13 protein-coding genes are annotated in these 13,828 nt (G+C 63.7%); 9 read left to right on the top strand and 4 right to left on the bottom strand.

The genetic code is table 11. The features are described 5' to 3' along the window. The 6 genes from ABIC03_RS16365 (at position 1) to ABIC03_RS16390 (ending at position 6,021) form a co-directional block, all read left to right on the top strand. On the top strand, positions 1 to 453 hold the full coding sequence (locus ABIC03_RS16365) for a nucleoside deaminase (RefSeq protein ID WP_354059143.1): 453 nt from the start codon (positions 1 to 3) through the stop codon (positions 451 to 453). 62 nt (positions 454 to 515) lie between these two features. Further along, positions 516 to 1,868 (top strand): pyruvate dehydrogenase complex dihydrolipoamide acetyltransferase, encoded by a 1,353-nt coding sequence (locus ABIC03_RS16370; protein WP_354059145.1) that lies wholly within the window; start codon positions 516 to 518, stop codon positions 1,866 to 1,868. Between the two features lie 48 nt (positions 1,869 to 1,916). Beyond that, on the top strand, positions 1,917 to 2,123 hold the full coding sequence (locus ABIC03_RS16375) for a hypothetical protein (RefSeq protein ID WP_275171225.1): 207 nt from the start codon (positions 1,917 to 1,919) through the stop codon (positions 2,121 to 2,123). Positions 2,124 to 2,140: 17 nt separating this feature from the next. Beyond that, entirely contained in the window at positions 2,141 to 3,559 is a 1,419-nt protein-coding gene (gene lpdA, locus ABIC03_RS16380) for a dihydrolipoyl dehydrogenase (RefSeq protein WP_354059147.1), read from the top strand. Positions 3,560 to 3,723: 164 nt separating this feature from the next. Further along, positions 3,724 to 4,965 carry a threonine synthase gene (locus ABIC03_RS16385; RefSeq protein WP_354059149.1) on the top strand — a complete coding sequence of 414 codons (1,242 nt, stop codon included), beginning with the start codon at positions 3,724 to 3,726 and terminating at the stop codon, positions 4,963 to 4,965. A gap of 87 nt (positions 4,966 to 5,052) precedes the next feature. Continuing rightward, positions 5,053 to 6,021 carry a tripartite tricarboxylate transporter substrate binding protein BugD gene (locus tag ABIC03_RS16390; protein WP_354059151.1) on the top strand — a complete coding sequence of 323 codons (969 nt, stop codon included), beginning with the start codon at positions 5,053 to 5,055 and terminating at the stop codon, positions 6,019 to 6,021. A gap of 31 nt (positions 6,022 to 6,052) precedes the next feature. Here the strand turns inward: ABIC03_RS16390 and ABIC03_RS16395 are convergent, their stop codons facing one another. The 3 genes from ABIC03_RS16395 to ABIC03_RS16405 form a co-directional block, all read right to left on the bottom strand. After that, positions 6,053 to 6,439 carry a response regulator transcription factor gene (locus tag ABIC03_RS16395; protein WP_354059153.1) on the bottom strand — a complete coding sequence of 129 codons (387 nt, stop codon included), beginning with the start codon at positions 6,437 to 6,439 and terminating at the stop codon, positions 6,053 to 6,055. A gap of 85 nt (positions 6,440 to 6,524) precedes the next feature. After that, positions 6,525 to 7,196: a response regulator transcription factor gene (locus ABIC03_RS16400; protein ID WP_275171221.1), complete on the bottom strand. Its 672-nt coding sequence runs from the start codon at positions 7,194 to 7,196 to the stop codon at positions 6,525 to 6,527. Further along, positions 7,193 to 9,628 (bottom strand): PAS domain S-box protein, encoded by a 2,436-nt coding sequence (locus tag ABIC03_RS16405; protein WP_354059156.1) that lies wholly within the window; start codon positions 9,626 to 9,628, stop codon positions 7,193 to 7,195. Before ABIC03_RS16405 ends, ABIC03_RS16400 begins: the two co-directional genes overlap by 4 nt. Before the next feature lie 747 nt (positions 9,629 to 10,375). Here ABIC03_RS16405 and ABIC03_RS16410 point away from each other — a divergent pair. The 3 genes from ABIC03_RS16410 to ABIC03_RS16420 are packed head-to-tail and all read left to right on the top strand — an operon-like array spanning position 10,376 to position 11,288. After that, a complete protein-coding gene (locus ABIC03_RS16410; protein ID WP_275171219.1) occupies positions 10,376 to 10,747 on the top strand; it encodes a hypothetical protein in 372 nt (123 codons plus the stop codon). Next, positions 10,744 to 10,932, top strand: a complete 189-nt coding sequence (locus tag ABIC03_RS16415; RefSeq protein WP_007590634.1) for a hypothetical protein — start codon at positions 10,744 to 10,746, stop codon at positions 10,930 to 10,932. Before ABIC03_RS16410 ends, ABIC03_RS16415 begins: the two co-directional genes overlap by 4 nt. Before the next feature lie 50 nt (positions 10,933 to 10,982). After that, positions 10,983 to 11,288, top strand: coding sequence for a hypothetical protein (locus ABIC03_RS16420; protein WP_354059159.1), 306 nt, complete (start codon positions 10,983 to 10,985; stop codon positions 11,286 to 11,288). Positions 11,289 to 11,379: 91 nt separating this feature from the next. Here the strand turns inward: ABIC03_RS16420 and ABIC03_RS16425 are convergent, their stop codons facing one another. Beyond that, the gene (locus tag ABIC03_RS16425) at positions 11,380 to 13,569 is read right to left on the bottom strand and encodes a lytic transglycosylase domain-containing protein (protein ID WP_354059161.1); all 2,190 of its coding nucleotides are present in this window, start codon (positions 13,567 to 13,569) and stop codon (positions 11,380 to 11,382) included. Between the last annotated feature and the right edge of the window lie 259 nt (positions 13,570 to 13,828).

Raw genomic sequence — 13,828 nt, forward strand, 5'->3', positions numbered from 1 at the left:
GTGGCGATCGAATCCTATCATTTCGATTTCATGCTGGAGGCGATCCGTGAGGCGGAAGCCTCGATCGCGCAAGGCGGCCTGCCGATCGGTGCGGTGCTGACGCGCGACAACCAGATCATCGCTCGCGGGCACAACAACCGGGTGCAGGAGAACAACGTGATCCTGCACGGCGAGATGAGCTGCCTGCGCGAGGCTGGCGCGATTACATTCCACGACACCGTCATGTACACCACGCTGTCGCCGTGCTCGATGTGCGCCGGCGCGCTCGCTCTGTTCAAGGTCCAACTGGTGGTCATCGGGGAATCCGTCACCTTCCCGGGCTCCAAGGACATCCTCGACAAGTTCGGCATCCCCTGGATCGATCTTGCGGACGACCGCTCCATCACCATGATGAAGAACTGGCGTTATAATCCTGCCAATGAGCGCCTGTGGCAGGGCGACATCGGCAACTAAACCTGGTCTGTTCGTCCTCGCTCCCGGGGCCGACGTTTTGAGAAGTTCTTCGTGAGGTCAGCATGCCCATCAACATCCTGATGCCCGCTCTTTCGCCGACGATGGAGAAGGGCAACCTCGCCAAGTGGCTGAAGAAGGAAGGCGACAAGGTCAAATCCGGCGACGTCATCGCCGAGATCGAGACCGACAAGGCGACCATGGAGGTCGAAGCCATCGACGAGGGCACGATCGCCAGGATCCTTGTGCCCGAGGGCACGCAGGACGTCCCGGTCAACGACGTGATCGCGGTGCTGGCCGGCGAGGGCGAGGACGTGAAAGCGGCAGGTGCCGCCAAGCCCAGCGCTTCGGCCGCACCTCCGAAAGCCGCTGAAGCTCCTGCGGCTGCACCGGCTCCCGCGCCTGCCGCGCCCAAGGCCGCGCCGGCGCCCGCCGTCGCACCAGCGCCGCAAGCTGCCGCAGCCCCCGCCGCGCAGAGCAACGGCCATGCCGGCCGCGTGTTCTCATCGCCGCTCGCGCGACGTCTCGCCAAGGAATCCGGCCTTGACGTGTCGATGGTAACAGGCACCGGCCCACACGGCCGTGTGGTGGCACGCGACATCGAGCAGGCCAAGTCCGGCAAGGGCCTCAAGGCTCCCGCGGCGACGCCGTCAGGCGCGCCCTCGACCGCGCCGACCATGTCGGACAAGCAGATCCTGTCGCTGTTCGAGCCGGGCTCTTACGAGGTCGTCCCGCATGACGGCATGCGCCGCACCATTGCCCAACGTTTAACCGCGTCGATCCAGAACGTCCCGCACTTCTACCTCACCATCGACTGCGACATCGGCAAGCTGCTCGCCGCGCGCGAGGAGATCAATGCGGCTGCTCCCAAGGACAAGGAGAAGAAGCCGCTCTACAAGATCTCCGTCAACGACTTCGTCATCAAGGCGATGGCGGTGGCGCTGCAGAAGATCCCGAATTGCAATGTGAGCTGGACCGAATCCGGCATGGTCAAGCACCACCATTCCGACGTCGGCGTCGCGGTGGCGATGCCCGGCGGCCTGATCACGCCGATCATCCGCAAGGCCGAGACCAAGACGCTGTCGACCATCTCCAGCGAGATGAAGGATTTTGCGACACGCGCCCGCTCGCGCAAGCTGAAGCCGGAGGAGTACCAGGGCGGCACGACGGCTGTCTCGAACCTTGGCATGTTCGGCATCAGCCACTTCACCGCCGTGATCAATCCGCCGCATGCGACCATCCTCGCGGTCGGCACCAGCGAGGAGCGGCCTGTGGTCCGCGGCGGCAAGATCGAGATCGCCAACATGATGAGCGTGACCCTGTCCTGCGATCACCGCGCCATCGACGGCGCGCTCGGCGCCGAGCTGATCGGTGCCTTCAAGCAGCTGATCGAAAACCCCGTCATGATGATGGTCTGACGCGCGGTAGAGGGGGCAACGTTGTATGTCCGTACCCGTTGGCCATGGGTGTCGCTGCTGCTTGGAACAGTCGTCGCGCTCAACCCGATTGGGCTCGATTTTCTTTACTCCGCGTTCTTTGCCGGCGAACAATTGGCACGGAACATCGCCCAGCCGATCGTGCTGATTGCCTTGGCCGTGATGGCTTTGGTGACGACGCTCGAATGGCTGGTGAGGTCTTTTCTGATCAAGCGCCGCGCCCGCGGCGCCTCTTGAGTTGAACGGGAGCCGCCATGGCCGATACATCCTTCGACATCATCATCATCGGCTCCGGTCCCGGTGGCTACGTCACAGCGATCCGCGCCGCCCAGCTCGGCTTCAAGGTCGCGATCGTCGAGAAATCCTATCTCGGCGGCATCTGCCTGAACTGGGGCTGCATCCCGACCAAGGCGCTGCTGCGCTCCGCCGAGATCTACCACTACATGCAGCACGCCAAGGACTATGGCCTGTCGGCGGACAACGTCTCGTTTGATCCGAAGGCGGTGGTGCAGCGCTCGCGCGGCGTCTCCAAGCGGCTCAACGACGGCGTCGGCTTCCTGATGAAGAAGAACAAGGTCAGCGTGATCTGGGGCGCAGCCTCGATCGACGCGCCTGGCAAGGTCACGGTGAAGAAGTCCGACGCCGAAGGGCCCAAGGGTGCGCTCGGCGAGGGCGCTTATCAGGCCAAGCACATCATCGTCGCGACTGGCGCGCGACCGCGGGTGCTGCCGGGCCTCGAACCCGACAAGAAGCTGATCTGGACCTACTTCGAAGCGATGGTCCCGGAACGGATGCCGAAATCGCTGCTGGTGATGGGCTCGGGCGCGATCGGGATCGAGTTCGCATCTTTCTTCAAGACGATGGGCTCCGATGTCACGGTGGTCGAGGTGCTGCCGCAGATCCTGCCGGTCGAGGACGCCGAGATTGCCGGTCTTGCCCGCAAGCGCCTCGAGAAGCAGGGCATCAAGATCCTCACCAACACGGGCGTGACGAAGCTCGAGAAGAAGAGCGACAGCGTGATCGCGACGCTCGACGACGGCAAGGCGAAGCAGACCGCCGAGTTCGAGCGCGTGATCTCGGCGGTTGGCGTCGTCGGCAACATCGAGAATCTCGGTCTCGAGAAGCTCGGCGTCAAAACCGACCGCGGCTGCATCGTGATCGACGGCTACGGCAAGACCAACATTCCCGGCATCTACGCCATCGGCGACGTCGCGGGTCCCCCGATGCTGGCCCACAAGGCCGAGCATGAGGGCGTGATCTGCGTCGAGGCCATCAAGGGTCTGCATCCGCACCCCATGGACAAGCTGATGATCCCCGGCTGCACCTATTGCAACCCGCAGGTCGCATCGGTCGGTCTGACCGAAGCCAAGGCCAAGGAGAGCGGCCGCGAGATCCGCGTCGGCCGCTTCCCCTTCGTCGGCAACGGCAAGGCGATCGCGCTCGGCGAGGACCAGGGCATGGTCAAGGTGATCTTCGACAAGAAGACCGGCCAGCTGCTCGGCGCCCACATGGTGGGAGCTGAGGTGACCGAGCTGATCCAGGGCTACGTCGTCGCGATGAACCTGGAGACGACAGAAGAAGAGCTGATGCACACCGTGTTCCCGCATCCGACCTTGTCGGAAATGATGAAGGAAGCCGTGCTGGATGCGTATGGAAGGGTGCTGAACATTTGACATCAGACCCGTCATCCTGAGGTGCGAGCGCAGCGAGCCTCGAAGGATGCACGGCCGAGATACAGCAGCCGGGCTCGTCGCCCTTCGAGGCCTCCGCTTCGCTCCGGCACCTCAGGGTGACGGGATAGACATTGAGAACACCAGAATAAGAAGGAAATCACCCCATGCAAGACAACGACAACCTCACCATCGAACGCCCGACCTTCGTCACTCATCTGGAATGCGCGATGGAGGGCGATCACTACGCGGCCGATCAGGTCCACAACCTCTCCAAGGCCGGCAAGCCCCTTTTGGTCCGCTACGATCTCGCCGGCGTGAAGAAGGTGCTGACCAAGGACGCGCTTAGCCAACGCCCCGCCGACATGTGGCGCTACCGCGAGCTGCTTCCCGTGCGCAAATGCAAGGACATCGTCTCGCTCGGCGAGGTCACGACGCCGCTGATCCGGCTGCCGAAGCTTGGTGCCAAACTCGGCGGCGGCGAGATCATCGTCAAGGACGAGGGGCGCCTGCCGACCGGCTCGTTCAAAGCGCGCGGCCTCGTGATGGCGGTGTCGATGGGCAAGGCGCTCGGCATCAAGCACATGGCGATGCCGACCAACGGCAATGCCGGCGCGGCGCTCGCGGCCTACGCGACCTCCTGCGGCATCAAGACCACGATCTTCTGCCCGGCCGATACGCCTGAGGTGAACGTCAGCGAGATCGAGCTGCAGGGCGCGACCGTGTACCGCGTCAACGGCTATATCGACGATTGCGGCAAGATCGTCGGCGAGGGCAAGGCGAAAGTCGGCTGGTTCGATACCTCGACCTTGAAGGAGCCGTACCGCATCGAAGGCAAGAAGACGATGGGACTCGAACTCGCCGAGCAGCTCGGCTGGGACGTACCCGACGTGATCTTCTATCCGACCGGCGGCGGCACCGGCCTGATCGGGATGTGGAAGGCCTTCGACGAGCTCGAGAAAATCGGCTTCATCGGCAGCAAGCGCCCGCGCATGGTCGCGGTGCAGGCCTCGGGCTGCGCGCCGATGGTGCGTGCGTACGAAGCCGGTACCGAGCATGCGACACGCTGGGAGGACGCCCACACCATCGCGTCAGGCATTCGCGTGCCGCAGGCGATCGGCGACTTTCTGATCCTGCGCGCGGTGCGCGAGAGCAAGGGCTTTGCCATTGCGGTCGACGATGACAAGATCTCTGCCGCGCTGAACGAGGTCGCGCGCGAGGAGGGGCTGCTACTTTGCCCCGAAGGCGCTGCAACCTACGCTGCCTACAAGGACAGCCTCGCCGACGGCCGCGTCAGCAAGTCCGATCGCGTCATGCTGTTCAACTGCGCCACCGGCCTGAAATACCCGTTGCCGAAGGTCGACCGCACGCTGGATCGCCACAAGCCGATCGACTATTCGCAGTTCTAGCGCGTCAATTCGCCTCTTCACGAACGATCCCTCTTCCCGTACGCGGGAAGAGACAAAAACAACAATGACATTGCTGGGGAGAAGACAATGAAAGCCGCCTGGGCTGCGCTGTTTGCTATTCTCAATGTTGCGGGCGCCGCGCGCGCCGACGACTATCCCTCGCGTCCGATCACGATCATCGTGCCCTTTGCCGCCGGCGGGCCGTCGGATGCGATGGCCCGCGTGCTTGCCGAGCGGATGCGCACGGCGCTCGGCCAGCCGCTGGTGATCGAGAACGTCACTGGCGCAGGCGGCTCGATCGGCGTCGGCCGTGCCCTGCATTCGGCCCCCGACGGCTACACGATCTCGTTCGGCCATCTCGGCACCCACGTCGCCAACGGCGCCGTCTACAAGCTCAATTACGACCTGGTCGCGGACCTGGAGCCGGTGGTGCTGCTGCCGAGCAATCCGATGATCGTCGTCAGCAAGAACGCGGTGCCCGCGACCTCGCTGAAGGAGCTGCTGGATTGGCTGAAATCGCGGCCGTCGCCGCCGACGGCGGGCACCGCGGGCGCGGGTTCCGGTAGCCACATCGCCGGGGTCTATTTCGAGAGCGTCAGCGGCATCAAGCTGCAATACGTGCCGTATCGCGGCACCGCGCCCGCCCTGAACGACCTCATCGCCGGCCAGATCGACGTCATCGTCGACCAGACCTCGAACTCCATCAACCAGGTCCGCGCCGGCACCATTCGCGCCTACGCCATCACCGATGACAAGCGCCTCGCGTCGGCGCCCGACATCCCAACGGCGGAGGAGGCGGGCCTGAAGGGGTTCAACATGACGCTCTGGTCCGGCATGTGGGTGCCGAAGGGCACGCCGAAGGCGATCGTCGCCAAACTCAATGCCGCGGCCGTGGAAGCGCTGAGCGATCCCGGCGTGAAGAAGCAGCTGGAAAGCCAGGGGCTGGAGATGACACCCCAGGATCAGCTCACGCCCGAGGCCCTCGGCACCCGCCAGAAGGCTGAGATCGCGAAGTGGTGGCCGATGATCAAGGCGGCGAACATCAAGGTGGATTGAGCGCCGTGTCGCAGGGCTCGGCGCCGGCGTATCATGTCTCGGTTTGATCGGAGCCGGACAGGGCCATCCGCAGACATTCAAGCAGAGCGGGCGTGGAGAACGGCTTCGCGAGAAAGCAGATAGCGCCCGCTTTCAGCGCGCGGTCGCGCACGGCATCGTCGGGAAAAGCCGTCATGAAGATGAAGGGCGTGTGGTGACCAAGGCTGCGCATGTGCGTCAAGAGCTCAAGGCCGCCCATCAACGACATCTGCACATCCGCGATCACGCAGGACGTCGTCCTCAGTTCGGCCGATTGAAGAAATTCGTCAGCGGAGCGAAAGATGTTGACCGTGTATCCCCGCGACGTCAGCAGATTATTGGTCGCAAGGCGGACTGATCGATCATCGTCAATGACGGAAATGGCCAACGGGATTGACAAGATGATCGCTCCTGATCGGGGAGCCGCCGATCACGGTGCCGCACTTGGCGAAAGTGAGCCCTTGGAGCGAGCTTGAAAAGCATACTTAGGTTTGCACCTTTCCGCCCGGGCGTGAGATTCCGAGCGCCTCCACCATTCTGACGAGATCGGCCAACGACTTGGCGCCCATTTTCCGCATGATCTGCCCACGATAGATCTTGACGGTAATCTCGGCCAATCCAAGCTCGGCAGCGACCTGCTTGTTCATCAGGCCGGATGCCACCAGAGTGAGGATGTCGCGCTGGCGCGCGCTCAAACCCTCGAAGCGGGACCGCACTCCCGCGACCGACTCCTCTGCATTGCGTCGCTTGCGATCCCGTTCGATCGCGGCCCGGACCGCATCGAGCATGTCCTGGTCGCGCACCGGCTTGGTCAGAAAATCGATCGCGCCGCTCTTCATGGCCCTGACGGTCATCGGAATATCACCATGACCGGTGATGAAGATAATGGGCGTGTGAATGTTCGCCTTCGCTAGGTCCGACTGCAGGTCAAAGCCGCTTGAGCCCGGCAGGCGGATGTCGAGCACAAGGCAGCTGGGGACCGCCGGTGGCTTGGCTTCCATGATCTCCGCCGCGGAGCCGAAAGCCTCGACCTTGAGACCGACGGATTGAAAGAGGTTGGTGAGCGCACGGCGCATCGATGGATCGTCGTCGACGATCAAGACGATCGGATCGTCGGAACTCGTCTGCACCGTCGCCGCCTTGGGAATGTCGGTCACGACGTGTCCTCGATCGGCAAGGGCAGGGCAATCTGGAATGTTGCTCCGCTTCCGTCATTGGGGAGGGCCGAGAGCCGGCCCGCATGAGCCTCGATGATCGATCGGCAGATCGACAGTCCCATCCCCAGCCCGCTCGGCTTTGTCGTGAAGAAAGGTGTGAAGATGCGCTCCGTCGCGCTGTTGCCAAGGCCGACCCCGCGATCTGTCACGGTCAAGAGCATGCGACCTTCGCCGTGCTCGCTCACCTGGCTGGAGCGGATCGCAAGCTCGCGCGGGCGTTCCGCATTGGCGTGCATGGCTTCAATCCCGTTCATGACCAAGTTGATCAGCACCTGCTGGAGCTGGATCCGGTCGCCGCAGACTCTGGGCAGAGCGGACGCCAGCTCCATTCGCACCGACACGGCATGGGTGGCAAGCTCGCGCCGGACGAGCGCCACGGTCTCCCTGACGAGCTGGTTCATGTCGACCGGAGCCATCTCGATCTCGGTCTTTTTCGCAAGCGCTCTGATCCGGCGGATCACCTCGCTGGCGCGATTGGCGTCCTCGACGATCCATTCCACGGAACGGCGCGCGGCATTCAGGTCGGCCGGTTCGCGATCGAGCCATCCGATGCAGGCATCCGCATTGGAGATCACGGCGGCCAAGGGCTGATTGATCTCGTGGGCGATCGAGGCCGTAAGTTCGCCGAGCATCGTGACGCGCGTAACGTGAGCAAGCTCGGCTTGCGCCTTGCGCAGTGCTTCCTCGGCCTGCTCGGCGCGGATGGCCGCCGTCACGTCGCTGCTGACGCCACGATAGCCGAGAAAGTTGCCGTTCGCGTCGTGCAAGGGCTTGCCGCTGGTGCGCACGTAGATCGGAGATCCGTTGCGATCCTTGCTTCGGTAGACCAGGTCGCGAAACGGAAGGTGGGCATCGAGCGTCGCGCGATGCCGCTCCCACTTCTCTGGCTCGAGCTCGGCGTCGGGCGGAATGTCCCAACGGGCGAGGCCGATCACGCCCGTGGGCACGGGACCGGCCGTGTCGGCATGTTCCGAAATCCGTGTGATACGGTGGTCCGGCCCGCTCTCCCAAAACCAGTCCGAGGCGGTTTCGGCATAGTCGCGAAATCGCTGCTCGGACAGCTTGAGCTCGTCAAAGGCTTTTTGCAGCGCTTGTCTTGCGGCAAACTGCTCAGTGACATCGACGTGGGTGCCGATGATCTCCGTCACATCGCCGTCCCCGCCGACGACGGGATGCCCCTCCGTATGGACGTGTCGTACCGAACCGTCCGGACGCACAATCCGAAAATCAACTTCGAAAGGCTGCTTTTGCCGGATTGCCTGACGTTCCACATCGACGATCCGCTTAAAGTCTTCGGCGAGGATCCGTTGTTGGAAAGCCTGCGCCGACAGATCAATCTGGTCCGGGTTAAATCCGAACAGGCGATAGAGTTCGGCCGATCGGTAAGCGAATTCCTGACGGCGCACGTCCCAGGCCCAGCTGCTCGTGTGGCTGAGGCGCTGGGCTTCGGTCAGATAGGCTTCGCTGCGACGCAGTCGCTGTTCGGTTTCCTTTGCCGTAGTGACGTCAGTGACCGCTCCGACAAACTCGATGTGGCCGGATCCATGTCTCACCGCGCGTGCCACGGAATGGAGATATTTGATCGATCCATCGGGCATCAGCAGGCGATATTCATGGTCGAAATCGCCGACGTCACGGAAGGCCCCATCAAGGGTCTTGCTGACCGCATTGCGATCTTCCGGATGGATGCGCTGGAAAACAAAATCGAGCGTCGGTTTGACCTGCGGGTCACGCTGGAAGATGCGAAAGGTCTCCCTGGACCAGACGGCCTCGCGGGTTGCCAGGCTCAGGCCGAAGCTGCCGGTGCGGCTCAACTCCTGCGCTTGGGCAAGGTAGGCCTCGCTCTGCCGCAGCGCATCCTCCGCCTCCTTGCGTTGGGTGATGTTTTCGCAGGCGACCAGCACGATCGGCGTGCCGTCGCCGCGCTGCATGGCCTTGGCGTTCTCACGGACCCAGAGAACCGAGCCGTCCTTCCGGATCTTGCGAATCTCCCAGGTGTGCGACTGGTCCACGGTTTCCAGGCACAGCCCGACACAGCGACGAACGAAATCGCGGTCCTCTTCGAAAAAGACGTTCAGCACAGATTGGCCGGTCAACTCGGCCGTCGTGTAGCCCAGTTGCGCGGCGCCAAATGTATTCACGTTGAGCACCGTTCCGGCCGGATCGACCATGAAATACATGACCGGATTGTGCTCGAACACTTGTCGCCATTGCTTCACGGCGTCGCGCAGGTCGGCATTGTCCTGCCGCCAGCCTTCTCCAGTCGCGGGCTTGTCTTTCGCCGCATTGCCGAGAGATCGAAGCGCCGCAAGGCCGCCGAGCAGGAATTGCGCGGCCGAATTCCCTAATTTTGCGATCTGGCCAGGCATCATCGCAAGCGTCCCGGCCCGCGTGGGGCAGGGCGAGTAGAGCACTTTGCGACAGCAGGGGCAATTCCCTGATCGAAGCAGGATTCCGCATCGAAAGTTCGCGGGCTCCGTGCAGCTTGCCAGTGTTGCGCCGTCTCGTTGCGAGCGGACGAAACTCCGGTAAATCACCGGACAAACCTATGTATAGGTCGCGCAATCCTAGTCATACGCTGCATTTACCTCCGTACAATTGAGCGGCCCGTCACATGGGGACTAGTCTCACCGGCAATCCAGTGGTGTCGATCGCGACGCATGAACAGTCGAGTAGCGCGGCGTCGTGCACTCAAGAGGCCAGCTTCGCCTCCGCCGGCGCTGACTTGCCGATGATCTGGCTGGTCACGATTGAGAAGCCGCATTTCGTTGACGAACGTGATGATTGTGCATCAGCGCCCGTGGGATCCTCGACCGCCAGAGGCGCCCATCAGAGGCCAGGAGGAGAGGATCATGTGCGATAAGCCCGAACACTCCGAGCGCCCTTCCGCCGCAAAAAGCTGCGCCGTCTGCAGCGGGAAGTTCGGCCTGATCCGGTATTATTCCTGGCGAGCGCCGCTTTGCTCCCGGAAATGTCTCGATCGCTTCAGGGCGCGCCGCGAACGCGATCGCCGATGGCTGTTTCGGTCCCAGGCGGCGTAAGCACCAGTCACCGGATCCGCTGCGTTCGGCGATTCTGGATCGGGAGGCTGCGCGTTGAACCGTTGTTGCAAGCTCCTCTTGGCGATCACGCTGCCGCTTTCGTTGATGACGGGAGCGGAGGCGGACGAGGCCGGACAGGATGGCGCACATCGTCGTCATCCGCCTCGGGATCTGCTCCTGCACGAGCAGTTCTATTCGAGTTGGCACATGCCGGATAATCCGGTGCTGACTTGCTGCAACAACGCCGACTGCTACCCGACCGAGATACGGCGAGTCGAGGGGAGCATCTACGCGCTGCGCCGGGAAGACGGGAAATACATCCTCATTCCGCCTCAGAAGGTCGAGCGAAACAGGGATAATCCCGACGGCCGCAACCATCTTTGCGCGCCGCCGCCGTCCGCCTCTCTCGTCGACACGGTCTACTGCTTTGCGCTCGGAGGTGCCACATGAGGTTCATATTGGTGAACGGCAGGACCCCTTTCCGCAAAACGTTCTGCCTCTGGTGCTGCGAGGAGATCAGCGGCGGCTATCTGCGCGATGCGAAGACGCTGCTGCCCTACTGCGGCTACGAGTGTTACGCGCTTCATGGCGAAGCTGCGCCGCTGATCGAGGGGCGCACACGAGCGGCGTCTTGAGCGGCAGGGGAGCGAAACCGGCGGTGGATCTGCCGTCAGGGTGAGAGGACATGACGATGAGATTCATGCTCGTCAATCAGGAAGGGCCTCGCCACGGCGGTACCTGCAGCGCGTGCGCGCAGCCGCTGGGCGCGAGTTACGTCCGCCATGTGCCCGCTGAGCGGCGGTACTGCGACTATGATTGCTACCGTCGATATCAGCAGACAACGGTGGAAATGCTCTGGCCTTACCGCAGTTCGCTCGAAGCGATTACGGTGTCGAGCTGGAACCGGATACTGCAGACGGGCGCGCTCTCGCGCTCGCTGACGGAAGCATTTCTGCGCGCGTACGAACCCTCTGACCACGGAAGGAGGTGACGGCTCGCCAAACGATGCGGACCCGCGCAGAGAGGTCGGTCGCAGTCACTGCATCCAGCTTCACGCCGCGTCCAGCCCCGGCGTCGCGAAGCTAGGGCGCGGCGGCTGCGGCCGATGCCGTCGGCATCGCGCCCACGTTCGGCGTCGTAACGCGCTGCTCGGACTTCGCCGCGACGACGCTGCTGGCCTCAAACCTCGCACGGTAGACCAGCACGTTCTCGATCACGCGCTGAACGTAGTTGCGCGTCTCCGACAGCGGGATCCGCTCGACCCAATCGACCGGATCGACCTTGGGATCCCTGGGGTCGCCGCGCGCCTGCACCCATTCGCGCACGCGGCCCCGGCCGGCATTGTAGCCGGCGAAGGTCATGATCTGATTGCCGCGGTATTCCGACATCAGCGCGCTGAGCTCGGCCGCGCCCATCTGCGTGTTGTAGACGGGATCGGAGACCATCTTGTCCCAGTCGTAGGTCAGGCCGAAGCGCTTTGCGGTGTCGCGGCCCGCTTCCGGCGTCACCTGCATCAACCCGACTGCGTTGGCGGCCGATTTGTCGCGCTGGTCGAACGAGCTTTCGGTGCGCGCCACCGAATAGATCACGCTGGGCTCGATCGCCGGCGCGACCTGCTTATGTTCAGGGATGCCGATGGTCGGGAAGGCGTAGTGATCGAGCGCGAGCCCGCGCGCCAGCGCCGACTTGCCGACCTCCAGCATCACGCGCGCATCGTTGCGCCGGCCGGCGAGCTCGCCGAGCGCTTCGAGTGCCGCCACGTCGGTACTCTCCCTGGCGAAATCCTCGGCGTAGTAAAACACCATGTCGCGCTCACCGACGCCGTACAGCATGTCGGCGGCACGCACGCGCTCGTCCGTGGGCGGCGTATCGACTGCTGCCAGCACGGGCGAGGGCGCGCGCAGTTCGATGCGGTCGAGACCAAGCCTGGCGCGGGCGAGCTGGCCGTAATAGGCGGTCGGATAGCGCGCCGCCGCCTGATAGCTCAGGCGCGCATCGGAGGTTGCGTTCATCGCCTCGGCCGCGCGGCCGCGCCAATAATGCGCGCGCGACAGCGCGATCGGGTTGGCCGAGCCTTCGTCGATCGCGGCGAAGTGCGTCATCGCCGCCTTGGGATCGTCGAGATAGCGCAGCGCGATCCAGCCGCACATGAAGTGATGGTCGACACGATAGACTTCCATCGCGGGCACGGCCGCCGAGCGCACCAAATCATAGGCGGTTTTGAACTTGCCCTGGTCGAGCAGCTTTCGCGCCAGCAGGCGGCGCTCGCGCCACCAGGCGTCGGTGTCTTGCGCAGCCATCGTATCGGGCGCGGCGGCCAGGATCACCTCGGCCGCGTCGTCGATGCGGTCATTCTGGAGATGCCATTGCGCGCGGCACAGCACATAGCCGAGGTCGCGGCGCGCCTCGGCTGAGACGTCCTCGAGATAATCCTTGGCCTTGCTGGCCTTGCCGGTGACCGCGGCGCAGGCCTTGACGATCGCGAGCGCATTCTCGCCGAGCCGCTTGGCTGCGCGCCGTGCGCCCGAATAATCCTTGGCGCCGAGGCGCTTGTCCATGCGGGCGCGATGATCCTCGGTGGTCAGGAGATCGCGGAACGCTTCGTAGGCATCTTCCTCGCTGCGTTCGGACAATTCGTCGGTGCGCCAGGCATCGCGCACCAGACGCGCGGCCCTGTCGCTGTCGCCCTCGGTCATCAGCACGCGGGCGAGCGCGAACTTGCCCTTGGCGCTGGTCGGCCGGTCCATGGTGAATTTGTGCACGGTCGCCGCGTCGGCCTTCTCCTGCCAAAGCCGCGCTTCGGCACGGCGGCGGAGCAGCGCGCTGCTAGGCCAGTCCGGATTGGCGGCGAGGAAGGCGGCGTAGCGCTTGAAATTCGCCGTGCTCTCGGAATGGCGCAGCATGAACCAGTCGGCGAGTTTCTGTCCGACTGGGTCGGCAATGCGGTCGCGCGCCGCACTTGCGTCTTCGGTCTTGCCCTTCCGCGCAAGATCGATGGCATCCTTCAGCGCGGCGAGGTCGCCGGTCAGCGGCGGGGCCGCCGGCTTGTCCGAAGGCGCGTCGTCCTGCTTCTTCGACTTGCGCTTGGCCTCGGCGTGCTTGCCGTGCCGCGCTTTGCCGGTGGAGGCGTGGCGCTGCTTGCCGGCTTTCGCCTCATGCGTCTTCTTCGGCGCTGACGATTTGTGACTGCTCTTCGCTGCCAGCTCGGTAGGGATGAAGGCCAAGGCGGCCACGGCAACGACACACGCGAGCGAGCGTAGGCACTGGTTCATTCCGTGGTCCCCCTGCGAAACCAGTACAAACCAAAGTCCGCGACGATATGCGGCTCGAGAATCAAAACGGCGTCAAAAACGGTGACACGACATCGTTTCGCATTCCTCACGCTCCCGCAACAATGCGGCAAAATACGGATGAGGCCGGGAACTCGTGTGACGGCGAGACTCTTAACCTTTGTTAACCAGTCAGGCTCGCGCGACGGTTGCGGGCGGCTCTCGGCGCCACGGCGGCCTGATTGTGCGTATTCCCGCGGCT

This window comes from Bradyrhizobium sp. RT6a (assembly GCF_040547675.1).
GTDB lineage: Bacteria > Pseudomonadota > Alphaproteobacteria > Rhizobiales > Xanthobacteraceae > Bradyrhizobium.

Excerpts from the sequence above, each read along its gene's own strand:
- lpdA (WP_354059147.1), top strand. The coding sequence starts at position 2,141 with ATGGCCGATACATCCTTCGACATCATCATCATCGGCTCCGGTCCCGGT.
- ABIC03_RS16405 (WP_354059156.1), bottom strand. The coding sequence starts at position 9,628 with ATGATGCCTGGCCAGATCGCAAAATTAGGGAATTCGGCCGCGCAATTC.
- ABIC03_RS16385 (WP_354059149.1), top strand. The coding sequence starts at position 3,724 with ATGCAAGACAACGACAACCTCACCATCGAACGCCCGACCTTCGTCACT.
- ABIC03_RS16370 (WP_354059145.1), top strand. The coding sequence starts at position 516 with ATGCCCATCAACATCCTGATGCCCGCTCTTTCGCCGACGATGGAGAAG.
- ABIC03_RS16390 (WP_354059151.1), top strand. The coding sequence starts at position 5,053 with ATGAAAGCCGCCTGGGCTGCGCTGTTTGCTATTCTCAATGTTGCGGGC.
- ABIC03_RS16420 (WP_354059159.1), top strand. The coding sequence starts at position 10,983 with ATGACGATGAGATTCATGCTCGTCAATCAGGAAGGGCCTCGCCACGGC.
- ABIC03_RS16415 (WP_007590634.1), top strand. The coding sequence starts at position 10,744 with ATGAGGTTCATATTGGTGAACGGCAGGACCCCTTTCCGCAAAACGTTC.
- ABIC03_RS16425 (WP_354059161.1), bottom strand. The coding sequence starts at position 13,569 with ATGAACCAGTGCCTACGCTCGCTCGCGTGTGTCGTTGCCGTGGCCGCC.